The organism is Anaerotruncus sp. 80 (genome assembly GCF_009936115.1).
GTDB classification, from domain to species: domain Bacteria; phylum Bacillota; class Clostridia; order Peptostreptococcales; family Anaerovoracaceae; genus Senimuribacter; species Senimuribacter intestinalis.
In genome coordinates this window covers 22817-45227 of the sequence record NZ_QWES01000009.1, presented here as the reverse complement: position 1 = coordinate 45227, position 22411 = coordinate 22817, and the positions used below count along the sequence as shown (strand labels likewise).

Annotated in this window: 25 protein-coding genes; 5 read left to right on the top strand and 20 right to left on the bottom strand. The window is 42.1% G+C overall.

Annotated elements, in window-relative coordinates; translation table 11 throughout:
• Window positions 1-3: 3 nt before the first annotated feature.
• The 3 genes from uppP to D1155_RS05370 all read right to left on the bottom strand — a co-directional run bounded on the left by uppP (window position 4) and on the right by D1155_RS05370 (window position 2451).
• The gene (uppP, locus tag D1155_RS05380) at window positions 4-840 is read right to left on the bottom strand and encodes an undecaprenyl-diphosphatase UppP (RefSeq protein ID WP_160201364.1); all 837 of its coding nucleotides are present in this window, start codon (window positions 838-840) and stop codon (window positions 4-6) included.
• Between the two features lie 13 nt (window positions 841-853).
• A complete protein-coding gene (gene asd, locus D1155_RS05375; protein ID WP_160201363.1) occupies window positions 854-1954 on the bottom strand; it encodes an aspartate-semialdehyde dehydrogenase in 1101 nt (366 codons plus the stop codon).
• A 170-nt stretch (window positions 1955-2124) separates the two neighbouring features.
• Entirely contained in the window at window positions 2125-2451 is a 327-nt protein-coding gene (locus D1155_RS05370; RefSeq protein ID WP_160201362.1) for a hypothetical protein, read from the bottom strand.
• 282 nt (window positions 2452-2733) lie between these two features.
• Between D1155_RS05370 and dapA the strand changes: the two genes are divergently transcribed.
• Window positions 2734-3618: a 4-hydroxy-tetrahydrodipicolinate synthase gene (gene dapA / locus D1155_RS05365; protein WP_160201361.1), complete on the top strand. Its 885-nt coding sequence runs from the start codon at window positions 2734-2736 to the stop codon at window positions 3616-3618.
• Window positions 3619-3735: 117 nt separating this feature from the next.
• Here the strand turns inward: dapA and rpmF are convergent, their stop codons facing one another.
• The 4 genes from rpmF to D1155_RS05345 form a co-directional block, all read right to left on the bottom strand.
• Window positions 3736-3915, bottom strand: a complete 180-nt coding sequence (gene rpmF, locus D1155_RS05360) for a 50S ribosomal protein L32 (protein WP_160201360.1) — start codon at window positions 3913-3915, stop codon at window positions 3736-3738.
• Window positions 3916-4007: 92 nt separating this feature from the next.
• A complete protein-coding gene (locus tag D1155_RS05355) occupies window positions 4008-5213 on the bottom strand; it encodes an acetate kinase (RefSeq protein WP_160201359.1) in 1206 nt (401 codons plus the stop codon).
• Between the two features lie 78 nt (window positions 5214-5291).
• Window positions 5292-6407, bottom strand: coding sequence for a nucleotidyltransferase family protein (locus D1155_RS05350; protein WP_160201358.1), 1116 nt, complete (start codon window positions 6405-6407; stop codon window positions 5292-5294).
• 32 nt (window positions 6408-6439) lie between these two features.
• Window positions 6440-7351 carry a hypothetical protein gene (locus tag D1155_RS05345; RefSeq protein ID WP_160201357.1) on the bottom strand — a complete coding sequence of 304 codons (912 nt, stop codon included), beginning with the start codon at window positions 7349-7351 and terminating at the stop codon, window positions 6440-6442.
• Between the two features lie 70 nt (window positions 7352-7421).
• Between D1155_RS05345 and D1155_RS05340 the strand changes: the two genes are divergently transcribed.
• Complete coding sequence (locus D1155_RS05340) at window positions 7422-8099, top strand: LemA family protein (RefSeq protein ID WP_160201356.1); 678 nt, start codon at window positions 7422-7424, stop codon at window positions 8097-8099.
• 11 nt (window positions 8100-8110) lie between these two features.
• Window positions 8111-9064 (top strand): DUF3137 domain-containing protein, encoded by a 954-nt coding sequence (locus D1155_RS05335; RefSeq protein WP_160201355.1) that lies wholly within the window; start codon window positions 8111-8113, stop codon window positions 9062-9064.
• A 131-nt stretch (window positions 9065-9195) separates the two neighbouring features.
• On the opposite strand, the gene D1155_RS05330 is transcribed toward D1155_RS05335, so the two are convergent.
• The 8 genes from D1155_RS05330 to D1155_RS05295 all read right to left on the bottom strand — a co-directional run bounded on the left by D1155_RS05330 (window position 9196) and on the right by D1155_RS05295 (window position 14806).
• Window positions 9196-9756 carry a hypothetical protein gene (locus tag D1155_RS05330; RefSeq protein ID WP_160201354.1) on the bottom strand — a complete coding sequence of 187 codons (561 nt, stop codon included), beginning with the start codon at window positions 9754-9756 and terminating at the stop codon, window positions 9196-9198.
• A 13-nt stretch (window positions 9757-9769) separates the two neighbouring features.
• Window positions 9770-10255 (bottom strand): pantetheine-phosphate adenylyltransferase, encoded by a 486-nt coding sequence (gene coaD / locus D1155_RS05325; RefSeq protein WP_160201353.1) that lies wholly within the window; start codon window positions 10253-10255, stop codon window positions 9770-9772.
• Entirely contained in the window at window positions 10255-10842 is a 588-nt protein-coding gene (gene rsmD / locus D1155_RS05320; RefSeq protein WP_160201352.1) for a 16S rRNA (guanine(966)-N(2))-methyltransferase RsmD, read from the bottom strand. Before rsmD ends, coaD begins: the two co-directional genes overlap by 1 nt.
• A gap of 182 nt (window positions 10843-11024) precedes the next feature.
• Entirely contained in the window at window positions 11025-11228 is a 204-nt protein-coding gene (locus D1155_RS05315; protein WP_160201351.1) for an alpha/beta-type small acid-soluble spore protein, read from the bottom strand.
• A gap of 73 nt (window positions 11229-11301) precedes the next feature.
• Window positions 11302-13344 carry an ATP-dependent DNA helicase RecG gene (gene recG / locus D1155_RS05310; protein WP_160201350.1) on the bottom strand — a complete coding sequence of 681 codons (2043 nt, stop codon included), beginning with the start codon at window positions 13342-13344 and terminating at the stop codon, window positions 11302-11304.
• Window positions 13331-13747, bottom strand: coding sequence for a hypothetical protein (locus D1155_RS05305; protein WP_160201349.1), 417 nt, complete (start codon window positions 13745-13747; stop codon window positions 13331-13333). The genes recG and D1155_RS05305 overlap by 14 nt, the downstream gene beginning before the upstream one ends.
• Before the next feature lie 12 nt (window positions 13748-13759).
• Window positions 13760-14314: a DUF4375 domain-containing protein gene (locus D1155_RS05300; RefSeq protein ID WP_160201348.1), complete on the bottom strand. Its 555-nt coding sequence runs from the start codon at window positions 14312-14314 to the stop codon at window positions 13760-13762.
• 129 nt (window positions 14315-14443) lie between these two features.
• Complete coding sequence (locus D1155_RS05295) at window positions 14444-14806, bottom strand: VOC family protein (RefSeq protein ID WP_160201347.1); 363 nt, start codon at window positions 14804-14806, stop codon at window positions 14444-14446.
• Window positions 14807-14975: 169 nt separating this feature from the next.
• Here D1155_RS05295 and D1155_RS05290 point away from each other — a divergent pair, with 169 nt between their 5' ends.
• Window positions 14976-15167 (top strand): hypothetical protein, encoded by a 192-nt coding sequence (locus tag D1155_RS05290; RefSeq protein ID WP_160201346.1) that lies wholly within the window; start codon window positions 14976-14978, stop codon window positions 15165-15167.
• Between the two features lie 450 nt (window positions 15168-15617).
• On the opposite strand, the gene rpmB is transcribed toward D1155_RS05290, so the two are convergent.
• The 4 genes from rpmB to D1155_RS05270 all read right to left on the bottom strand — a co-directional run bounded on the left by rpmB (window position 15618) and on the right by D1155_RS05270 (window position 19528).
• The gene (rpmB, locus tag D1155_RS05285; RefSeq protein ID WP_160201345.1) at window positions 15618-15809 is read right to left on the bottom strand and encodes a 50S ribosomal protein L28; all 192 of its coding nucleotides are present in this window, start codon (window positions 15807-15809) and stop codon (window positions 15618-15620) included.
• 126 nt (window positions 15810-15935) lie between these two features.
• On the bottom strand, window positions 15936-16460 hold the full coding sequence (gene nrdG / locus D1155_RS05280) for an anaerobic ribonucleoside-triphosphate reductase activating protein (RefSeq protein ID WP_160201344.1): 525 nt from the start codon (window positions 16458-16460) through the stop codon (window positions 15936-15938).
• A gap of 6 nt (window positions 16461-16466) precedes the next feature.
• Window positions 16467-18812 (bottom strand): anaerobic ribonucleoside triphosphate reductase, encoded by a 2346-nt coding sequence (locus tag D1155_RS05275; protein ID WP_160201343.1) that lies wholly within the window; start codon window positions 18810-18812, stop codon window positions 16467-16469.
• 179 nt (window positions 18813-18991) lie between these two features.
• On the bottom strand, window positions 18992-19528 hold the full coding sequence (locus D1155_RS05270; RefSeq protein ID WP_160201342.1) for a GNAT family protein: 537 nt from the start codon (window positions 19526-19528) through the stop codon (window positions 18992-18994).
• Window positions 19529-19693: 165 nt separating this feature from the next.
• Between D1155_RS05270 and D1155_RS05265 the strand changes: the two genes are divergently transcribed.
• Window positions 19694-21109: an aminoacyl-histidine dipeptidase gene (locus tag D1155_RS05265; protein WP_160201341.1), complete on the top strand. Its 1416-nt coding sequence runs from the start codon at window positions 19694-19696 to the stop codon at window positions 21107-21109.
• 83 nt (window positions 21110-21192) lie between these two features.
• Here D1155_RS05265 and sstT read toward each other — a convergent pair whose 3' ends face one another.
• Window positions 21193-22401 (bottom strand): serine/threonine transporter SstT, encoded by a 1209-nt coding sequence (gene sstT, locus D1155_RS05260; RefSeq protein WP_160201340.1) that lies wholly within the window; start codon window positions 22399-22401, stop codon window positions 21193-21195.
• Window positions 22402-22411: the final 10 nt, after the last annotated feature.

The following is a 22411-nucleotide window of genomic DNA, read 5'->3' as shown; positions in this document are numbered from 1 at the left end:
AATTTATGCGAAGAAAAGTCCGTAGCCGATTGTGCATAGACCTAAAATCCACACATAATAAGAGAAATAGCTCAATTTTTTGTTAGATACGATACGAATCATCGTTTTAATAGCAAAATAGCCCGAAACCGCTGCTACCAGCATGCCCGCCAGAATCGGTCCCAAAAGGGCTGTGTCCAGATCACCTTCCAGTGCCTTAGGTGCTTCTAACACTACAGAGCCCAAAATGGACGGAATAGAGATAAGAAATGCAAACTTTACTGCAAACTCTCTCTTTAGTCCTGTAGTCAAACCGCCTACCAGCGTAGATCCGGAACGGGATATACCCGGATAAATGGCAATGCCCTGCAGTACACCGATAAACAGTGCATTTCTGCAGTTCATCTTTCTGATATCACGGTTGGCAGAGCCCATTTTTTCTGCAAGAAACATGAGCACACCGGTAATTAAAAAACCTATGCCTACGGCTACCATGGAGGAGTAAAGCCCTTCGAAAAAGTCGTTGAACAAAAGTCCGATGACCGCCGTAGGAATGGTTGCTACAATAATCATTACGCCGAGTTTGCGAACCGGTCTTTCTTCGAGACGAAGTCCCTTGCCGGTGCACAAGTCCTTAATGGTTACGCAAAGTTCTACGATCAGCTCCCAAAGATCTTTCCAATATACAACAAATACCGCAATCAGAGTGCCCAGATGCAGTAAAACTGCAAAGATCAATACTTTATCTGCTTCTACGCCGAACAGACTCTGCGCCAAGGCAAGATGTCCGGAACTGCTGATTGGCAGAAACTCTGCAAGCCCCTGCAATAAGCCTAATACGACTGCTTCAAAATATCCCAATCTCATTTACCCCCTATTTGCTTTTGATAAAGCCTTTTTCAGTTAACGCTTCTGCGCAAAGAACTGCGCCGCCTGCTGCGCCGCGCACAGTATTGTGTGCAAGACCGATAAACTTAAAGTCATAGACTGTATCTTCTCTCAGTCTGCCGATTGATACTCCAAATCCCTTCTCGCAGTCCACATCTAGCTTAACCTGCGGTCTGTTTTCTTCTTCCATATAGTGAATAAACTGCTTCGGCGCATTTGGAAGGTCTGATTCCTGCGGAAATCCCTTGAAATTCTGCAGCTTTTCGATGAGCTGTTCTTTGGTCGGTTTCTTGCGGAATTTGACAAACACAGCTGCCGTATGACCATCCAGCACCGGCACTCTGACGCACTGGCAAGTGATAACAGGCTCCTGTGCCTTAGCAATCACACCGGCTGTATCGTCCACATACCCCAAAATACGCAGAGGTTCCTGTTCACTCTTTTCTTCTTCTCCTCCGATATACGGAATGATATTTTCTACCATCTCCGGCCAGTCTGCAAAGGTCTTTCCAGCGCCGGAAATTGCCTGATAAGTGGTAACAACTACCTCATAAGGCTCAAATTCAGCCCATGCAGCAAGTGCAGGCACATAACCCTGAATGGAACAATTCGGCTTTACTGCAATAAAACCGTTCTTAGTGCCCAGTCTTTCCTTCTGATATTTAATTACATCAAAATGATCAATATTGATTTCCGGTACAACCATCGGCACATCCGGTGTCCATCTATGCGCGCTGTTATTAGAAACAACCGGTGTTTCAGTCTTTGCATAGGCTTCTTCAATTGCCTTAATCTCATCTTTAGACATATCAACTGCACTGAACACAAAGTCCACGCCAGAAGCTACAGCCTCCACATCACTGACATCCATTACCTTAATGTTCTTTACTGCATCCGGCATAGGTGTTGTCATCTTCCATCTTGCTCCTACTGCTTCTTCGTATGTTTTGCCTGCACTTCTTGCGCTGGCAGCAATGGTGGTTACCTCAAACCAAGGATGATTCTCAAGAAGAGAAATAAATCTCTGCCCAACCATTCCAGTACCGCCTAAAATGCCGACTTTCAGTTTCTTCTCTAGCTGTCTCATAAGTACTACCTCTTTCTATCTTAAAATTTTCTTCTTTAGCAAATTGTATCATATTATTTTACCATTTATTCCTTGTGTTTTCAACACGAAAAGTCAGAAAAAGTATAATCAAAAACTGCCGATACAATTCAGGTTCTTGATATCGGCAGTTTTTGATTCTATTATACATTTTATGCAGAATGATTCACGCAACAAATACCAGAAGAATCATTTTTCCGCTCCATTAGTTCGAGAAGCAGACGACCATCGATATTTCCTCCGGAAATAATCAATGCTACATTTTTACCGCCGATTCTCTCCCTATAGTTCTGAACTGCAGCAACAGTAGTACAGCTTCCAGCTTCAGCAACAATTTTTTCTTCCATTGCCATAAAAGCAACAGCCCTCGCAATAGATTTCTCTGAAAATGCAATTAAGTCGTCCATACAGTCAATCACAGGCTGTATTTCTATGACCTGCCTGATATCCTCTTTACTAAGCACTTTGATATGATACATGTCTTTCACCTCTTTATTTATTTGGTATTCCGGAACATATTTGCGATAACGCCTTAAGAAAAAGAGCGCTGAACTTCATCCTCCGCAATAAAGCGGCCCTAGCAGAATGAAGTCCAACGCTCATAACCCTATACCCGGGGGTATAGGAAGCATCATCTTATTGAATTCGCTATTACATTAGCATATCTATTTTTTAATTGCAAGTTTTTTTACAATATTTTTTTAATTAACATTTTCCAGATTGAAAGAATATGATAAAGAAAAAAAGAAAGGAGTACTCCTATGTCAATATTTAAAGGTTCCGGTGTAGCCCTGGTTACGCCTTTTAAAGATGGCAGAATTGATTACGATGCCTTAGAACGCCTCATCGAATGGCATATAGAAGAAGGTACTGACGCCATCATCTCCTGCGGCACTACTGGTGAAGCCTCCACCTTAAGTGCTGTTGAAAAACTTTCCGTCATTGAATTTACAGTACAGAAAGTCTGTGGCCGCATTCCTGTTATTGCCGGCGCAGGTACAAATGATACATCCCATTCCATGTACTTAGCTAAAGAAATACAGTACGCTGGTGCAGACGGACTTTTAGTCGTAACACCTTACTATAATAAAGCAACCCAAAAAGGTCTGATTTCCCACTATAATATGATTGCCGACTACACTGATCTTCCAATCATCCTCTACTCTGTAAAAAGCCGTACCGGTCTCAATATCGAACCGGAAACCGTAAAAGAACTGAGCAAGCACCCTAATATTGTCGGTATCAAAGAAGCCAGCGGTGATATATCCCAAATCTGCCGAATTGCAGCTTTGTGCGGAAAAAACTTCGACCTGTATTCCGGTAACGACGACCAGACCATTCCAATCATGTCTATAGGTGGTATCGGCTGCATTTCCACAGTCGCAAACATCATTCCAAAAGACTACCATCAAATGACAGAAGATTTCCTGAAAGGAAGATATAAATCTGCTGCGAAGTTGCAGCTGAAAATGGTGCCTCTGATTCGTGCTCTGTTTGCAGAGGTAAATCCAATTCCTGTTAAAGCAGCACTGCATATGATGGGCAAAATTGAAAAAGAGTATCGGCTGCCAATGTGCGAGCCTTCCAACCAAACCCTCTATCAACTCTATGACGAGATGGCAAAATATGGGTTAAAGGTAAAATAGTATCCTCTGTACATTAAAAAAGCGCCTACACACTTTGCATAAAATCTCTCAGAGCTTCGAAACTTTTTAATAAAAAAGAGCAGTCAAAAAACTGCTCTTTTAAACACGTTATGAATCTTAAGCTTCAGCTACGACTTCTTTGCCATCATAGTAATTGCAATTCGGGCATACTCTGTGCGGAAGTTTCGGCTCGTGACACTGCGGACAAATAGAAAGTCCTGGTAATGCTTTCTTCATGTTCGGGGATCTTCTCTTGTCTCTTCTAGCTTTAGATGTTTTCCTCTTTGGAACTGCCATTGTCTACACCTCCTCGTTCTTCTGGTTCTATGCTAAACAAATAATTTTCGTCAACTCCTAAAGTATATACTTAAACGCTTTAGATGTCAACATTATTTTGCATATTTCTTTGTAAGATTGTAGGTGTCTCTTGCAATCATCAATTCTTCGTTAGTCGGAATCAACAAGAGTTTTACTTTAGAGTCTTCTGTAGAAACGATGGTTTCTTTTCCTCTTACCTTGTTCTTGATGATGTCAAGTTTAATTCCCAGATTTCCTAAATCTGTACAGATTAATTCTCTCATATTCACGTCGTTTTCACCAACGCCTGCAGTAAATACAATTGCATCTACACCGTTCATTTCAGCAATGTAAGCACCGATGTAGAATCTCACTTTTCTAGCGAATACTTTCAGTGCTAATGCTGCTCTTTCGTTTCCTTCTGCAACTGCGTCCTCCAAATCTCTGAAATCGCTGGAAACACCGGAAATACCCAGTACACCGGATTTCTTGTTCAGGATTTCGTTGGTAACACCCTGCGGCAGGTTTTCTTTCTGTCTGATATAAGTTACGATAGCTGGGTCAATGTCTCCGCAGCGAGTACCCATTACCAGACCTTCCAGTGGAGTAAATCCCATAGAAGTATCGATACATCTGCCGTGTTTGATTGCAGATACAGATGCGCCGTTGCCCAGGTGGCATGTGATCAGCTTCAGGTCGTTGATATTTACGTTCAACATAGAAGCTGCTCTCTGTGCTACGTATTTGTGAGAGGTTCCGTGGAAACCATATCTTCTGATACCATGCTTTTCATAGTATTCATAAGGAATTGCATATAAATATGCTTCTGGCGGCATAGTCTGATGGAATGCTGTGTCAAATACACCTACCATCGGTGTATTTGGCATTAACTCTTTGCATGCAGCAATGCCGTATAAGTTCGGTGTGTTGTGCAGCGGCGCTAATTCTACACACTCTTCTAGTGCTGCGATAACAGCATCATCGATGATAACAGAATCAGCAAACTTTTCGCCTGCATGTACAACTCTGTGTCCTACTGCACCAATCTCATCCATAGATGCAATAACACCGTATTCTGGGCTCTGAATTGCGTCCAGAACCTGCTTAATTGCGTCTTTGTGATCGTTCATAGGGACTTCGGTCTTAACCTTGTCCATTCCGATTTTCTCATGTGTAATAACAGAACCATCCATGCCAATTCTCTCAACCAGCCCCTTTGCCAGCAGAGACTCGTTTGTCATGTCTAATACCTGGTATTTTAATGAAGAACTACCACAGTTAATTACTAATACTTTCATTCCAATCCTCCGTGTTTCTCTTGTTGTATAATCGCTCCAAAAATTATACACCTAAAACATTCCAAAATCAAGGAAAATTTAGATTTCGATATATGGTTTCATAATATAATCCGAGTAATCATACAAATCGCTTTTTGTGATAATGTTATACATGTCCGTAGCCAGAATGTCCTTATCTAGCGTATCTGCTATCTGCGGACAGTCTTTCAATTCTTTATTGATATTGGTCAGAATCGGCAGAATTGCACATTCCTTTTTTTTGACCTCTTTGAGAAACTTCGCACCTATATCATCCAACGCTAAAATTCTGATGTACTTGGCACTGCCCAGCACCGCCTGCTCGTCAATGTCCAGCAGAATCTGCGTCAATAACCTCGACACGCGGCTGTAGGTATAGACCTTGGACTTAATTCGCTCGATGAGCTGCTCCGTAGAAGATACATACCGAATCTCATTTTTCAGCTTGTTGCCCAGTCCTTCACCTGCTGAAAAAATTTCCTCAAGGCGCTTGCTGTCACTTTGCAGAATCTTGGCGCCAACAAGTTCCCAGTAGGAACGGTCAATTCGCTGAAATTTCTCAGGATTTTCCTCTCTCATTTCTTCTCTGATTAAAGTGGCAGACTGATGATATCCATAACCTCTGCGTTTCAGCGTATATGGCTCCATCGTCTTAATCTGTTTCAGATATTCGATTGCCAGAATATTATTGGGCTCCTTAATCAGATTCTCGTCAAACTCCGGACAAAGCTCCTGCACCGCAAGCTGTCTCGCTTTAGGATAGGAATGTCCCTGTTTTGTCAATATCTGAATCTTCTCGTGAATCTCCTCATGATGCGTATTTAAAAGCTCTGCCGCCTCAAGCAGAGCTGAAAGATCTCCGCTTTCACTGCCGAATGCAATAGTGTCAATACAGCCAAAGCCCTCCAGAATCCCTACGCCACCTTCTGCAAAATATTCTGCGCTGTTACCTGCAAAGACAGTGGGAAGTTCAACAACCAAATTAACACCATTTTTGACAGCATTCTCTGCACGGCTCCACTTGTCAGCAACCGCCGGTGTGCCCCGTTGCACAAAATTTCCGCTCATGACTGCTACACATATATCTGAACCGGTATCCTTCATGGCTTTTTCTATCAGATACTGATGTCCCTGGTGAAATGGGTTGAATTCTGCAATGATTCCTAAACTTTTCATTACGTTTACCTCTTAGTCTTTTCAATATACTTTTAGTATACCACAAAACTTCCCAAAGCAAAAGTCAGGATTGCACAAATCACGCCATGACTTAGTTTCATCACAAACAACTGGCGAAATGTTACATTGCAGCCGCGGAGCATGCTCATAGACTGCCCCATGACGGAAAGTCCTCCAAAAGTCACCACAAAAGCCGCCAGCGTAGTTTTGACAAGCGGTGCACACTGACACATGGCAAGACTGTTACAGCCCACCGTCATTTCAAGAAACCCCTTGACTAAAGCTGCAGCCTCGGCAGTCGGCAGAAAGCTCAGTACCCCGGAAAACTGGAGCAAATCAGTACCAATCATAAAAAGGATAATATAAGCCAGGATAATAGCAATTGCCCGAAAGCTGTCAATGATAGCGTCGGTCAGAATATTATAGTAAGTGTCCTGTCTAATAAATGCTTTCCGCCTTGGCGTACTCGCCTTTCCAGTAAGCCCTCCATAAAACAGACTGTTTATCAGAGCACTGACATAGTGACATACCGCAAGGAGCACGCCCAGCCCGTGAGAATGGAGAAACTCCACTCCCACAGCACCGATAAGAAAGGCTGGACCTGTAATCATGCTGTAGCTTAAAATTCTGTAAAGCTGCCTGTCGTCAATCATACCTTCTCTGTAATAATCCCCTGCTACCCTTGCGCCCATAGGATATCCAGATAAAACGCCCATAACAAAAGGATAAACACTGGGTGAAATTCGATTTACAACGCCGGTATGCTTCAAAAAATTTGCCGCAATAAAAAACGGCAGCAGCATTGGAACCACGGAGTTAAGCCACAGATTAATTGCCTCCTTTGACGCCGCCGCAGTAACCTCCGGATTCATAACCATAATTACACAGCACAGCACTGCGCTTCCTATTACAATTCTATTTTTCTCAAAAAATTTAAAACCCATAGTAGAGAGTATTCTCGCCGGCTTCCTTTTATGATATAATATCTTATCAACTTTTTTCAGGAGGGTAAAAATGGAACTTTATATCATCATAGGCGTCATAGTCCTGCTTTTCATCTGCTATATCCTCTGCTTTAACAAGGTGCGCAAGCTCCGTGTTAAGGTTGAAGAAGGCAGCTCCGGTATCGACGTGGCGCTGGAAAAACGCTTCGATCTTTTGAACGAAGAAATCGAAGCAGTCAAAAAATATTTAAACCACGAGCGCGAACTTTATAAAGATATCACGTCTTTGCGGCAAGGTACCGCCTTAGAAGAAAGAAAACTGGACAGACAAGAACATCTGTCAGAAGAAGCCTTAGACGCTATCAATACAGAAATTGACAGTCATGCAAACCGCATGGCGGCGCTTCGCAAGGACATGAAGCGGCAAAATCTATTAAATAAGAAAATCGGTCTGATGTCTGGTATTCACAGGGATCTTTCCGGTATCGGTTCTTCCGTCAATGCCCTTGCAGAGCAGTATCCAGTACTTTACTCCAGCATTTCCATGGAACATTTTCAGAAATCCATTTTCGATGCGGAAGAGCACCTGCAGGCTGCAAGAAGACTTTATAATGCCAATGCTTCGCTATACAATCAGGCACTGTCCGTCATACCTACCCTATGGATTGGAAAAATCCACGGCATGAAGCCAGCGTCCTTCTACGAAGTAGAGGAATCCAAGAAACAATTTACAGTAAATTTTAACTGAGGAGTGAAACGATGGAAAATCACGAAAATCATATTTCAGAAGAAGCACTTGAGAAACTTCGGCGCAAAGCAAAAGTCAGAACTTATGCGACCTACATACTGGCGCTTCTTGTGCTTCTCGGCTCCCTTCCCTGCTTTTACATGTTTTTAGAAGGCGAAGAGGACAGCACAATCCTTCGCATTTTAGAATCCGTATTCGGCTCTGCTGTCCTTTCCTGCGGCGCACTGGGACTCTTTTGGATAGTTCTTGCAAGAAGCGCCTATAACCGTTTTGACGAGACCTTTAAGACCCGTTATGTGCTGCCTCTCATCAAGACGCAAGCAGGCTTTTCCGACCTTCGATATGTGCAAAAAGCTGGCTTTGATTGGGACGAAATCAGAAATGCGGCTGTAGTTGCCTGCGGCGACAAAAAATACTATGAGAGCGAAGATTTACTCATGGGTAATTACGAAGGCATTCCCTTCAAGTTCAGCGATGTCACCACGAAACGAATCGTACACAGAAATAAAAAGAACCGTATTGAAGAAATCTTCAGCGGTCAGGTGTTGGGCTTCAAACAGTATGGCTTAAAAGAAAGCGACGGTCATCTGCAAATTTTCCAGAAAGAATTTCTTTCCAACATCAAAGGCTGGACTGCGGAACACAAAATCGAAACTGACAATGCCCTTTTCAATAAGAAATTTCAAATTTTTGCTGCCGATGAGCACAACGCTTACTATATTCTGACCCCGCAGCTTATGGAAAAAATTGTCACTTTTTCTGACGCCATCGGGGAACAAATCGCGATTGCCTTTCGCGGTGGTTACATGTTCATCGCAATCTGCAGAGTAAGAAGCATGTTTAATCCATACGTGGATAAACCTGTCAGTGAACAAACCAAGCTGATTCTAGAGGATATTTCCATCCTGCAAAGAGCAAAGGAAATTCTCATAAAGCCTTCAGAGACTAATGAAAACGAAAGCTAAACAAGATCCCCTCCCTTCCGCGAAGCAAAACTTCAGGTGGGTGTCCGGAAACCTTGTTCTCTCAGACAATAAAAGACGAACCCCTTCATCTTAACTTGATTGGGTTCGTCTTTTAGCTCACTTTTAATTGCTTACGCATCCTGCGGCTCGCTTCTCAGGATGACCTCATCTTCTCCTTTCTGGGTACGATAGGCCATCGATTTTATTTCATCACGGTTGCTCTGCAGCACGCCGCCGATTTCCTCAAAGGTCTTCTCAAGATTTGCATACATCTCGCCGAAATATTTCAGATTCAAATCTTCCATTCTGCCCTGCATATCGTAAAGCATTTTGTCTACGTAGTCATAAGTACGCATTTTCAGCACCCTGGCGTATTCCTCAGACTGCATCCTGATTTCTTCTGCCAGCTTCTGAGCGCGAAGCGTAATATCGTCATGCTCTACAAGATAATCTGCCTGTTTCTTGGCTTCCACGATTACCTTTTCGTACTCGGATTTTGCTTCGCTGAGAATTCTTTCCTTTTCGTCTTTTACCCATTTAGCCTGCTGCACATCATCAGGAAGACTGAGTCTGATTTCCCGCACAATTTCCAACAACTCGTTGGCGTCTACCATAATTTTGCCTGTCAGCGGCAAACCAGGGGCAGTATCGACGATATCTTCAATCTCTTCTAATAATTCTAATACTGTCATATAATCCTCCTAATTACTTGCTGTATTTTTCTTTTATCCTTTTCAAAATAATTTCCGGAACCAATCCGTCTACACATCCATTCAGCGAAACTACTTCCTTTATCATGCTGGAACTGATAAAAGAATACCTCGGACTTGTCATCAGAAATATCGATTCAATACCTTTGTCGAAAAGGCAGGCATTCATTTGTGCCATCTGAATCTCATACTCGAAGTCTGATGTTGCTCTAAGACCTCTAACCACTGCATCAAACTGATTTTTATTGACATAATCCGCTAGAAGCCCTTCAAATGAATCCACCCGGACATTATCAAGTTGTGCGGTCACCTCCTTAATCATAGCAACTCGCTCTTCTCTTGTAAAAAGCGGATTCTTATTAGGATTTACAATCACTCCCACTACCAGCTCATCAAACATCTTGGATGCTCTTGTAATGATATCCAGATGTCCGTTTGTCATCGGGTCAAAGGAACCCGTATACAAAGCTTTCTTTGTCATTATGCCTGTTCCTCCCCGTCATTGGCTTGCACAGCTTCTACAAAAGCGGCATGTCTGTAAATACTTACCATAATCTTGCCATATTTCTTTTCTTTTACTTTTATTAGATTGCCTGCCTGCTGCGGCACAGGGTCATGAACACCGTGTTCTGTTATTATTATACCTTCTTCGTCCAATAAATCAAGTTCATCTATCTGATTCAGGCATTTTTCATAAAGACCATCTTTGTAAGGCGGATCGATTAAAAATACCTGCACCTTTTCTTTTATTCTGCCGAGGGCTTTGCTGTAGTCTCCAGCAAGAACCACGGATTTATCTTGGGCAGTGCACTTTGCAATATTTACTTTTATCAAATTTAGGCTTTCTCTGGAATTGTCGCAAAAATAGCAGCGCTTTGCACCTCTAGACAGCGCCTCAAGCCCCAGATTGCCTGTTCCTGCAAAAAGATCCACGACCACAGCGTCCCAAATATCATTCATCAAAAGATTAAAAATCGCTTCTTTTACTTTATCGGTTGTAGGCCTTACATCGTAGCCGATTGGCGACTCAAGTCTGCGTCCCCTGTATTCACCGGTGATAATTCTCATATGTAATCCTTTCTGATTTTACAATCAGTCATAATGGTACTTTTCATGTTAACTATGAAATTATATCACAACTTCGCGCTCAGGGCAAACGTTTCTATCAATTAGAAGAAAAAGCAACGAAAAAGGACCATCTCAAAATAATTGAGATAGCCCCTTCTCCAGTGTGAGTTACAACGTAATCGTTATTTTCCAGCTAACTGCTGTTCAGCCATTTCTACAAGCTTCTTAGTCATATAGCCACCTACATAACCATTCTGTCTTGCAGTCATGTTACCCTTGTCAGCCTGTTCGTAGTTGGACAGACCCAGTTCGTTTGCAACCTCAGTTTTCAGGTTGTTTAATGCCGGTTTTACGTTGGCACTGTTTGTTTTCTGCTGTAAATTCATATCTTTCACCTCCTGTTTACGTTATTAATTTAACCCGTCAGGAGATTTATATGTCTTGTAATTTTTGGATAAATTACAGTTCCAGTTTTATGTCCTCGCCGAACATTTTCTGTATGCGCTGTTTCAGCTTTTGCAGTTCGCCCGCCTCAAGATTCGGATCGCTGTCAATGATTTTCTTCGCAGCGTCTTTCGCTTTTTCCAAAACATCTGCATGACGCACAAGGTCGCTTAAGTGCATTTCCGGAAGTCCGTGTTGTCTGGTTCCAAAGAGCTCGCCCGGACCTCTAAGCCGCAAATCCGCTTCTGCAATTTCAAAACCGTCAGTCGTGCTGCACATAATCTGATTTCTCTCTTTTGCTACTTCGCTGTCAGAGCCGCTTATAAGGAAGCAATAAGACTGATCGTCACCTCTGCCGACTCTGCCCCTTAGCTGGTGCAGCTGAGCAAGTCCAAAACGCTCTGCATTTTCGATGACCATAACCGTAGCATTGGGCACATTGATACCGACTTCGATAACAACTGTAGAAACCAGCACATCAATATATCCCTTTGCAAATTCCTGCATAATGAAATCTTTTTCTTCCTGTTTCATAGCGCCATGCACAAGCGCCACCTGAAAGCCCTTCAATTTGGCAGAAAGTTCCGTGTGAAGTTCCTCGGCAGATTTTGCGTCCACCTTCTCTGATTCTTCAATTAGAGGCGCCACCACATAAGCCTGTTTGCCGGCTGCCAGCTGCTTTTTCACAAAGCCGTAGACTCTGCCTCGTTCATCGCCATGAAACAGAGTGGTCTTGATGGCTTTTCGTCCTTTCGGCATAGTTCTAATCTGAGAAATGTCCAAATCTCCATAAAGAATCACCGCAAGCGTTCTGGGAATCGGCGTCGCTGTCATGACAAGAATATTAGGATTTTCCCCTTTTTTTGACAGTAAACTTCTCTGATTAACACCAAATCTATGCTGCTCATCTGTTATTACCATGCCCAAATTTTTAAATTTTACGTCAGGCTGAATCACCGCATGGGTACCAACCAGTACCTGAATCTCTCCTCTGCAAAGTTTTTCCAGCGTCAACCGCTTTTCTGCCGCTTTCATAGAACTGCATAAAAGACCTGTTTCTATACCGTAAGGCGCAAAATCCTTCGTCAGAGACTGTAAATGCTGCTTAGCAAGGAGTTCCGTCGGCGCCATCATAACGCTTTGGAATCCGCATTTTGCTGCTGCAAACATTGCCATCTCCGCCACCACGGTTTTTCCGCTTCCTACATCGCCCTGTATCAGCCGGTTCATTACTTTCTCGGAAACTAAATCTTTCTTCATATCTTCCCAAACGGATTTCTGCCCCTCCGTAAGCGTAAAAGGCAGGTTTTCGATAAACGGCTCAGCCTTCCCGCCGTCGATAACGATACCGCCGGTGTCCTTTCGAGTTTCATTTTTAATATAGAAAAGACCTGTTTCCAGCGTCAAAAGTTCATCAAAAATCAGTCTGAACTTCCCTTGCAGCATACGTTTTGCATCCTTTGGAAAGTGAATATTTTCCAGAGCAAAGGCTTCGCTTGCCAGTCTGTTTTCCTGAATAATTTCTTCTGGCAGCCATTCTGTCATATTCTCGTAAAGCACCGAAATCTGCTTCTGCAGTTTTCGGATTTCGTTCTGAGAAATGCCGGAAATTATTGGATAGACCGGAATAATCCCTCGAACATCTGAAGGGTCTCCTTTCTTGTGGAATTCCGGGTGTACCATCTGCATTCTGTCATAATTAGCAGTCACCCTGCCGTAAAAGGTATATTCCTGATTGATATTGAAAAGATTCGCAATATATCTGCCATTAAAAAAGACTACTTCAACAGTGCCAGTTTCATCGGCAACCAGCAAGGTCAACGGCGTATTTTTTTTGTATGGATTTCCTGAATAGCGTCTTGAAAGAATTTTGCCGCAGACCAGCGCATCTTTGCCTGTCTGCAAAGATTCCATCGGAATCACTTCTCTTCTATCCTCGTATTTTCTTGGAAAAAAGCATAGCAAATCTTCTAAGTTTTGAATGCCTGCCTTGACAAAGCTCTGCGCTTTTTTGGGACCGATGCCTTTTAAAGTATCTATTTTATCAGTGAGCTGCATATCGTTTAATTACCTCTAAATTTCTTCTTGCAATTTGTCTGGATTTTACGCCAGTAATACGAATGACAATCTGTCTCGGCTTCTGCCCCAGTTTCTTCTCAAGCTGATTTGCAATATCATCACCCAGCGCATCGGTCAGACTGCGAATACTGGTTCCAAATTTAACAATCACCGAAAACGCCAAATCCACACTTTCTCCGTCAAAACTTTTCTCAGTCTCGATATGACCCGCAAATTCGCTAATACTGTATTTCTGGTCATTACCAATCTGTCGTCCTTTTTTGGTTGCAGGAAAAACACGACCCGAACAAATTTCACTTTTAAAACATTCCGATATCACCTGAGCAAACATGATATTAGAAAGGGAAATATCACCTAATTCTGTTTCTTTTAATATAGTCAATGGAGCACCTCTTTAAATTTCTCTACCTATTTCCTGTTTTTTCATATACTCTGCCATTTTGTTACATAATGGCTCTTTTTCATATAATGCATAGTATGCGTCATCAAATTCGTCAAAAGGCTGACGTTGCAACTGCTCTGCATAATCTTCCAATCTCTCAATAGAATAGGAATCTAATTCTGTAAGATCTATTTGATTTTCTTCGCAAAAAGAATGGTACAAGTTATAATATTCGTCTGCACCGATTTCCTTTAAAGCTTCTCCAACATAAGGTGCAACTGCCCGACTGGAATTCACAAAAAACTGGCACAATCCCCCGTTCTGCATTTCCATATCGAAATAATCCAGAATATAAAAGGTGCGCAGCGCTCCTCCAATGGACTTTAAACAGTCTTCAGGCTCTAAATAAATGGTTTCAGCAGCAATTATAGCTTGCACACCTTCATAGAACTCATCATCATCTAAAGCATAAAACTCTTCTTCTGTCATCTCTTTGTATTTCTTTGCTTCAGCTTCCGCTTCTTTGATCATCTTTCTTGCAGCTAAAATATTTCTAATAATGCCCATGTTACTTTCCTTTCCTGCATATTTGCATGTTATGTATAGTTTACCCTCCAAAAGAAACTATCGCAAGTATTTTCTGTCGCCAGCATGGCTTTCGGATTGTACCTTCCCGGAAAACTGGAATTTATCGCATTACATTGGTGTCCCTACCTCAATCAAATTACCGTCCAAATCATAAAAACGAATCACCTTTTGTCCCCAGCTATGCGTCATAAGTCGATTAACATATTGAACCTCTGGGTATAGTTTTTCCAATTTTTCAATAAATGCTTCTATATTTTGTTCCTCAAAATACAACTCACAAGAATTGCTTTTCGAAATAATATCTTTTCCCAAAAATGTTTCCCAAATTTTTTCATCTTGGAGCACAAGACCTTCAGTTAAAATCATATTGCCATCATTATCGAGCACCATGTCAAGACCGAATAGGTCATGATAAAACTGTTTCGATTTTTCAATATCCTTGACAACAATCAATATATTCTTTAACTTCATTATTCACACACCTCAAATTCCGATATATCGATTTCTCCTTGCTAAAGCATAACACAAAGTCAATCGCCATTCAACTCTTGCTGCAGTTTCCTGCCGTCTCTGTGTAAATGCATAAAAAATCTGTCACCAGTTTCCTCTCTTTCGCATAAAATAAAGTCAGGTGAATTTTATGGGAAATTATCATAACTGCAATAAAAAAAGAAAGGCTTTCTGCCATTATAAAGAAGCTAGGGATATTGGATTTATTCTGATTGTATTTGGCGTAATCACAGTCTTCGCCTTTTTTCTTCCGCCAAAAGCCTGGATTCTGCTCCTCGGTGCGGTTCTTGTCATCTGTGGTATCAGTCTTCTAAGAAAATGATACAAGTCGCAAATTGGGTTAGGTATCGCCGTAGCTTCTTGCTGCTCAGCCTTCGCCTTCGGCTCGTCTTTACAGAGAAGCCTCGCGTTTACGCACCTATCCCAATTCGATACACGAATTGTTGGAAGGTGCTATACAGGAATTGCCCAGCTTTAGCTGGTATGCAATTCTTCAGTTGACCTACCATCAATTTGCGTTGCAAATTGGGTTAGGTATCGCCGTAGCTTCTTGCTGCTCAGCCTTCGCCTTTGGCTCGTCTTTACAGAGAAGCCTCGCGTTTACGCACCTATCCCAATTCGATACACGAATTGTTGGAAGGTGCTATACAGGAATTGCCCAGCTTTAGCTGGTATGCAATTCTTCAGTTGACCTACCAACAATTTGCTTCGCAAATTGGGTTAGGTCATAAACAAAAAACCCACTGAATTCAGTGGGTTTCTCATCGCCTCATTAGATGGCACGGTTAATCTTGTTTGATCTGATGCATCTTGTACATACATTGGCTCTTCTTACTGTACCATTGTCATTGATTCTTACAGTCTGAATGTTTGCATTCCACTTTCTTCTAGTGTGTCTGTTGGAATGGGAAACAGCGTTTCCAGAAACCTGACCTTTTCCGCAAATTTCGCATTTTCTTGACATCTACCGCACCTCCTTATAATATGTTAAGCATGTCTTGCATTTCTTCATTTTAAATCTGTTCACATCGAACAAGCGATATTATATCACAGTTTCTATAGTAATTACAAGTATTTTTTCACAAATACCTTAGAAATTTTCCAAGATTACTGCCCTGCCTGCAAATAATGAAGCTGTAAGATCAATAACCCGCTGATTTCTGCTGCCTCGAAACAGTAGTGTCAAGTCTCGCAGGCTTTCCTCATACTTTCCATCAATAAGGATGTCCACTGCAGCAAGGAGTTCTGAAAGCGGCAAGTGTGCCTTTGCCATTTCAAGGAGCTCCTCAAAAGTATAGCCGGAATACATGATAATGGAAAGGTTTCTCTTTTTAATTTCCCTGGCAAGTATGAGAAATCCTTCCGGCTGACAAACAGGCTCTCCTCCACTGAAAGTCACGCCGTCCAAAAGAGGATTGGCATCGATTTCTGCTAAGATTCGCTCTATGCTGCAGTCGTAGCCGCCCTCAAAGTCATGGGTAACTGCATTGTGACAGCCTGGACAGTGATGTGGACAGCCCTGACTGAAAACGACGAACCGGATACCCGGTCCGTCAACAATTGATTCTTTTACGACCCCTGCAATGCGCAGAGTTTGTTCATTGTTATGTTCCATAGCTTATTAGATTCTTTCAAAACCTTCTCCGATTCCATGTTTTACACGATCCTTTTCCTCGGAGGTTTTTGCATCATTCCAGTGATCCATGGTTCCTACCAGATATCCAGTGATTCTTCTGATTCTTTCAAAATCAGGATTGCCATCCCCTTCTCTGCGTCCGCATGCCGGGCATTCATTATCAATAATGCCCGTATAGCCGCATACAGGATCCCTATCTACTGGATGGTTGATAGAACCATAGCCTACACCACTTTCTTTCATACATCTTACAACCTTTTCAAAGGCATCCACATTTTTCAGCGGATCTCCATCCAGTTCAATGTAAGAAATATGACCGCCGTTGGTCAGGGCATGGAACGGTGCTTCCTTTTTGATTTTATCGAAAGCATTAATATCATAGTAAACCGGTACATGGAAACTATTGGTATAATAATCTCTATCAGTTACACCCGGAATCACACCGTATTTTTCTTTATCAATTCTAACAAATCTGCCGGAAAGTCCCTCCGCAGGAGTTGCAATCAGAGACCAGTTGAGACCAGTCTTTCTTGCTTCTTCATCCATACGCTTTCTCATATATGCCACAATTTCAAGCCCCAGCCTCTCAGCTTCCTCAGATTCTCCGTGATGTACGCCGAGCAATGCTTTTAACGCTTCTGCAAGACCAATAAAGCCTATGGTTAAAGTGCCGTGTTTCAGTACTTCTTCCACTGTATCGTCCGGCTTTAAGCCTTTGGAGTCAATCCAAACGCCCTGTCCCATGAGGAATGGGAAGTTCTTGACTTTCTTCAGGCACTGAATCTTGTATCTTTCATTAAGCTGGCCGATGGCAGTGTCAATCATATGATCAAGACCGTCAAAGAAAATATCTATATCGCCCTTTGCCTTAATAGCAAGTCTCGGCAAGTTGATAGAGGTGAAAGAAAGATTTCCTCTTCCGTATACGATTTCCCTGGACGGGTCATGCACATTTCCGATAACCCGAGTTCTGCAACCCATATATGCACATTCAGTCTCTGGCCGTCCTTCTTTGTAGTACTGTAGGTTAAACGGAGCATCCAAGAAAGAAAAATTTGGAAACAGTCTCTTTGCAGATACCCTGCACGCCAATTTAAACAGGTCGTAGTTCGGATCTTCTGGATTATAGCTAACGCCCTCTTTTACCTTGAAAATCTGAATCGGGAAAATCGGAGTTTCACCGTTGCCAAGACCAGCTTCTGTCGCCTTCATGATGCACTCCATGACAAGACGTCCCTCCGGAGAAGTATCGGTCCCGTAGTTCAAAGAACTGAACGGCACCTGTGCCCCTGCTCTGGAATGCATAGTGTTCAGGTTATGAATCAATGCTTCCATCGCCTGATAGGTTTTTCTTCTGATTTCTTTGTCTGTAAATTTCTTCGCCATCTTCTGCAGCTTTACAATCTCCTCAGAAGAAGCATATTCTTTCAAAGATTCTGCCTCAAGTTCCAGATAATTGTTGTCCCATGCCATGCAAGGGGCAACGCCGTACTTTTCTTTGATAGTTGCAGTAATAGCCTTTGTCTTGGCTGCCCCGTCCTCTATATCACAAATTCCCTCAAGGAGCTTTCCTAAATTTCTGTAGTAAAGCTTTATGAAAGATTTACGAACGCCTGGTGCCATGCCATAGTCAAAGTTTGGCACAGACTGACCGCCGTGCTGGTCATTCTGATCCGACTGAATCGCGATACATGCCAAAGCCGCATAGCTTTCAATGCTGTTTGGCTCTCTCAGATGACCGTGACCTGTGGAAAAACCGTCCTTTAACAGCTCTACAAGGTCAATCTGACAGCATGTCATAGTAAGCGTATAAAAATCCATATCGTGAATATGAATATCACCATTTTCGTGTGCCTTTACGTATTTCGGATCAATGACGTACATCTTGTAGAATTCCTTGGAACCTTCGGAACCGTATTTGAGCATAGTTCCCATCGCGGTATTTCCGTCGATATTAGCATTCTCACGCTTTACGTCATTATCCTTTGCTTCTTTAAAAGTCAAATCTTCATAAACGCGCATCAGTTTGGTGTTCATATCACGAACCCTGGTACGTTCTGCTCTATAAAGAATATATTCCTTTGCTGTTCTGGCATGCCCTGCTTCAATCAAAACCTTTTCGACAGCGTCCTGAATCTGCTCTACAGTAGGTGTTGCATTGTGACAGATTTCCAGAAGATAAAGTTCCACCTGTCTGGCAAGATATGCTGCCATATCTCTGTCCTTACCACCCAGTACCTGAGCCGCTTTAAAAATAGCTTCTGTTATTTTCTCTACATCAAAATTGACAGTTCTGCCGTCTCTCTTGACAATTTTCATGATGCTTTCCATTTCGCAATTTCTCCTTAATATCCACAATATCTAGTACTTTTTTCAATTTTTCCCAAAGTGATTATACTATTGTTACCACGGAAGGTCAACCTCTAAACAGCAATAATAAAAAAAAATACAAAGCAGTTAAAAAGCACATCATTCTCGATGTGCTCATTTCAATCAGTTCAACCTGCTACTTATTTATGAAGTTTCTCGTAGTACTCTGCTCTCAGCATGGACTTTAACTGAAGATTGATATATTTTCCATTTTTCTTACCGGCATTCCTCATGAGACCCTCGTTTTTAAATCCTACTTTCTCGTACAAAGAAGCGGCAATCTTATTTGCTTCAAAGTGGTCAATAGTGACCCTTTCCATATGCAGGTTGATAAAAGCATACTCCAAAATCAGGCGAAGTGCTTCTTCCCCATATCCCTTTCCGCGTTTAGACGGATCTGCAATATAAATTCTGGTGACATCCAGCGAGTCATCATGCGTGTCAATTCTGGAAAGATAAATTTTTCCGATAGGTTTATCCTCTGGTTTTTCTGTAATAGTAAACTGCATCTTCGTGGGATCCAGATTATATTTGACATACTCCGTAACGATCTCTTCATAAGACCTGCCTTCATCTATGGTAAAAAACTCCGTCACTTCCGGAAGCGTCTCCCACTCCGCAAAATACTGGCAGTCATCAAATACCGTTTCCCTAATGATTAAACTCTTTGATTCCATCTTTTATCTCCCGTTAATTCTTAAGATTGTGTGAAGTTTTTCAAAAAAACTACTAATTTGTCCTTATTTATGGTATCATTATATATGATTTTTTATGTAAAATAAATGATTATTTCAAAAAAAAACAAAAATAAATAAATACAATGACACAAAGGAGATTTACTAATGAAGAAGCTGGTACCATTCATACTGCTGCTCTCTTTGATTGGAACATCTCTTTTTTCACTCAGTGGCTGTGCTGAGGAAGAAGAAGATTTATCAGTCAAAATTCAAGAAAAGATTGTCGCTTACCGGACCGATTTAGAAGACTCTGCAGCAACGCTGACTTCAGATGAAGCGATTCGCGACTATCTTTTAAGCTGGGCAAAGCAAAAAGGTATTAATTGCACTACAGACAGTAGTCAGAACGTTATCATGAGTGTGAAATCAAGTAAAGAATATAAAGAAGCAAACCCTACTGTTATCCTCTGCTCCTATGATGCAAAGCAGTTTGAGGACTGCATCATCCCTATGGCATGTGCATTATATCTTGCAAAAAATAACGAAAATACAGGAAAACTTCGTATTATTTTTACTAACGATTCCGGTCACAGCTACGACGGAATCAAGGCCTTAAGCAAAAATTACTTTACCGATAATACTAGCGTATTCTGTCTCAACTACAGTGACAGAAACATGTGGTCCACTAACACCGGTGGCAGATCCACCTACTGCTTTACTACTAAGGTTTCCTATACAGAGCCTTCCAATGACAAAGCCTATCGCATTAAAATCGGCGGTCTTCCGGGCGGTATACCAAGCTCCCGCATTTCCTCCTATCCAAATGCAATCAAGGAACTTGGAAATCTTCTGGCATATTTTAAAACCAACGCCCTGATTTATGAACTTTCCAAGGTCAGCGGAGGTAGCAACGCAAACACTTATCCAAAATCTGTCTCTGCCACTATCGTCATTGACGAGGATGATACCGACAAGTTTGAAGCTAGAATGGAAACTGCCATTGAAAACTTTAACGATGATTATCTGGAAGATTACCCAGAAGCGACTTACACTTACGAAGAAGTCGACCTTCCAAAGCGCGTCATGACGGAAGAAAGTCTTAACGATACCATTAGTCTTTTGTATACCCTCATTGACGGCGTATACTATAAAGACGAAGATGATAATCTCATCTCTATCTCCAGTATCGGCTCCATGAAAGAAAAAGACGGCGTGTACACCATTTCAGCAACAGCTAACAGCCTGTCTGAATCCGTTCTATCTGAGATAGATAATCAGTATCAGATTATCTGCGGGCTTGCCAATGCCAACTACAAGAAAGTCTCTTCACAAGACGGCTGGCAGTCAGACGCTGATTCTGATTTTGCCCGAGCAATTATTAAGGCATTCCGGGATTACGCTAACGCACAGATGGAATTTAAGGACTGTGTTCCTTCTACGAACACCTCTTACGTATACGAAAAGAACAAAAATTGCAATATCATTAATATATCTTTCAACGAAGACAAACTGGAACGATATACAGGTACCATTCTCACCTTCCTTCTGAATCAGCCACACACAGAAGAAAGCGAATCGTAACATTAGAAACAACATATATAAAAGGCATGCCGAAAGTGAATACACTGCCGAGCATGCCTTTTATATATATGTGAGGGATTATCTTATTTTTTTCTTTTGCCTGCAATATCCGCGGCTGCAGTAAACAACACATCTGTAGACGAATTCAGAGCTGTTTCGCAAGAATCCTGAATGACACCTACGATGAAACCAACACCTACCACCTGCATAGCCAACTCATTTGGAATACCAAAAAGCGAACATGCCAGTGGAATCAAAAGCAGCGAGCCGCCTGCAACGCCGGAGGCACCACACGCACTGACAGCAGACAAAATGCACAGAATCAAAGCTGTAACAAAATCCACTTCTACACCCAAGGTATGGGTTGCAGCTAAGGTCAGAATAGAGATAGTAATCGCCGCACCACCCATATTAATAGTTGCACCCAGCGGAATAGAAATAGAATAAGTGTCTTTATCCAGCTTAAGCTCCTCGCAAAGCTTCATGTTTACCGGAATATTGGCAGCAGAACTTCTTGTGAAAAAAGCGGTAATACCGCTGTCTTTCAGGCACTTCAGTACCAGCGGATATGGATTTTTTCCCGTCATTACGTACACAATGATTGGGTTGACAACCAGAGCCACAAAAAACATGGTTCCAACCAGCAACAGAATCAACTGACCGTAGCTGAGCAGCGTCTTAATTCCACTGGTAGCAATCGCGTTAAATACTAAGCCCATCACGCCTAGAGGCGCAAACTTGATGATCCATCTGACAAGCTGAGAGATAGCATCTGCCACATTAGAAATCATTTCCTTAGTTGAACCGCTCGCCCCGCGCAGCGCAATGCCAAGGAGCAAAGACCAAGTTAAAATACCAATATAGTTGGCATTGAGCAATGCATCCACCGGATTTGCGACAATGTTAAAAACTAAATTCTTCAGCACTTCTGAAATACCGCCTGGAGGCGCTACATCGCTGGTAGTGTCAGTCAGTACCAGTTGTACTTTAAAAATAAAGCTTGCAACAGCAGCCACAGTACCAGCTAAAAAAGTGCCCACAAGATACAGTCCAATAATGGATTTCATATTCGTCTTCTGTCCTGTCTTATGCTGAGAAATTGCTGCCATTACCAGAAAGAATACCAATATCGGCGCTACAGCTTTTAGTGCTCCAACGAACAAATCTCCTAAGACGGCAATCCCGGAAACCTGATTTGGAAGCGAGAGAGACAGGATGATTCCGATTACTAGCCCAATGATAATCTGCTGTACCAGGCTGATTTTATTCCAGCCCTGCAATAATCTTTTCATTTGTTCCTCC

Excerpts from the sequence above, each read along its gene's own strand:
- asd (WP_160201363.1), bottom strand. The coding sequence starts at position 1,954 with ATGAGACAGCTAGAGAAGAAACTGAAAGTCGGCATTTTAGGCGGTACT.
- D1155_RS05370 (WP_160201362.1), bottom strand. The coding sequence starts at position 2,451 with ATGTATCATATCAAAGTGCTTAGTAAAGAGGATATCAGGCAGGTCATA.
- dapA (WP_160201361.1), top strand. The coding sequence starts at position 2,734 with ATGTCAATATTTAAAGGTTCCGGTGTAGCCCTGGTTACGCCTTTTAAA.
- rpmF (WP_160201360.1), bottom strand. The coding sequence starts at position 3,915 with ATGGCAGTTCCAAAGAGGAAAACATCTAAAGCTAGAAGAGACAAGAGA.
- D1155_RS05355 (WP_160201359.1), bottom strand. The coding sequence starts at position 5,213 with ATGAAAGTATTAGTAATTAACTGTGGTAGTTCTTCATTAAAATACCAG.
- D1155_RS05350 (WP_160201358.1), bottom strand. The coding sequence starts at position 6,407 with ATGAAAAGTTTAGGAATCATTGCAGAATTCAACCCATTTCACCAGGGA.
- D1155_RS05345 (WP_160201357.1), bottom strand. The coding sequence starts at position 7,351 with ATGGGTTTTAAATTTTTTGAGAAAAATAGAATTGTAATAGGAAGCGCA.
- D1155_RS05340 (WP_160201356.1), top strand. The coding sequence starts at position 7,422 with ATGGAACTTTATATCATCATAGGCGTCATAGTCCTGCTTTTCATCTGC.
- D1155_RS05335 (WP_160201355.1), top strand. The coding sequence starts at position 8,111 with ATGGAAAATCACGAAAATCATATTTCAGAAGAAGCACTTGAGAAACTT.
- D1155_RS05330 (WP_160201354.1), bottom strand. The coding sequence starts at position 9,756 with ATGACAGTATTAGAATTATTAGAAGAGATTGAAGATATCGTCGATACT.
- coaD (WP_160201353.1), bottom strand. The coding sequence starts at position 10,255 with ATGACAAAGAAAGCTTTGTATACGGGTTCCTTTGACCCGATGACAAAC.
- rsmD (WP_160201352.1), bottom strand. The coding sequence starts at position 10,842 with ATGAGAATTATCACCGGTGAATACAGGGGACGCAGACTTGAGTCGCCA.
- D1155_RS05315 (WP_160201351.1), bottom strand. The coding sequence starts at position 11,228 with ATGAATTTACAGCAGAAAACAAACAGTGCCAACGTAAAACCGGCATTA.
- recG (WP_160201350.1), bottom strand. The coding sequence starts at position 13,344 with ATGCAGCTCACTGATAAAATAGATACTTTAAAAGGCATCGGTCCCAAA.
- D1155_RS05300 (WP_160201348.1), bottom strand. The coding sequence starts at position 14,314 with ATGGGCATTATTAGAAATATTTTAGCTGCAAGAAAGATGATCAAAGAA.
- D1155_RS05295 (WP_160201347.1), bottom strand. The coding sequence starts at position 14,806 with ATGAAGTTAAAGAATATATTGATTGTTGTCAAGGATATTGAAAAATCG.
- D1155_RS05290 (WP_160201346.1), top strand. The coding sequence starts at position 14,976 with ATGGGAAATTATCATAACTGCAATAAAAAAAGAAAGGCTTTCTGCCAT.
- rpmB (WP_160201345.1), bottom strand. The coding sequence starts at position 15,809 with ATGTCAAGAAAATGCGAAATTTGCGGAAAAGGTCAGGTTTCTGGAAAC.
- nrdG (WP_160201344.1), bottom strand. The coding sequence starts at position 16,460 with ATGGAACATAACAATGAACAAACTCTGCGCATTGCAGGGGTCGTAAAA.
- D1155_RS05275 (WP_160201343.1), bottom strand. The coding sequence starts at position 18,812 with ATGGAAAGCATCATGAAAATTGTCAAGAGAGACGGCAGAACTGTCAAT.
- D1155_RS05270 (WP_160201342.1), bottom strand. The coding sequence starts at position 19,528 with ATGGAATCAAAGAGTTTAATCATTAGGGAAACGGTATTTGATGACTGC.
- D1155_RS05265 (WP_160201341.1), top strand. The coding sequence starts at position 19,694 with ATGAAGAAGCTGGTACCATTCATACTGCTGCTCTCTTTGATTGGAACA.
- sstT (WP_160201340.1), bottom strand. The coding sequence starts at position 22,401 with ATGAAAAGATTATTGCAGGGCTGGAATAAAATCAGCCTGGTACAGCAG.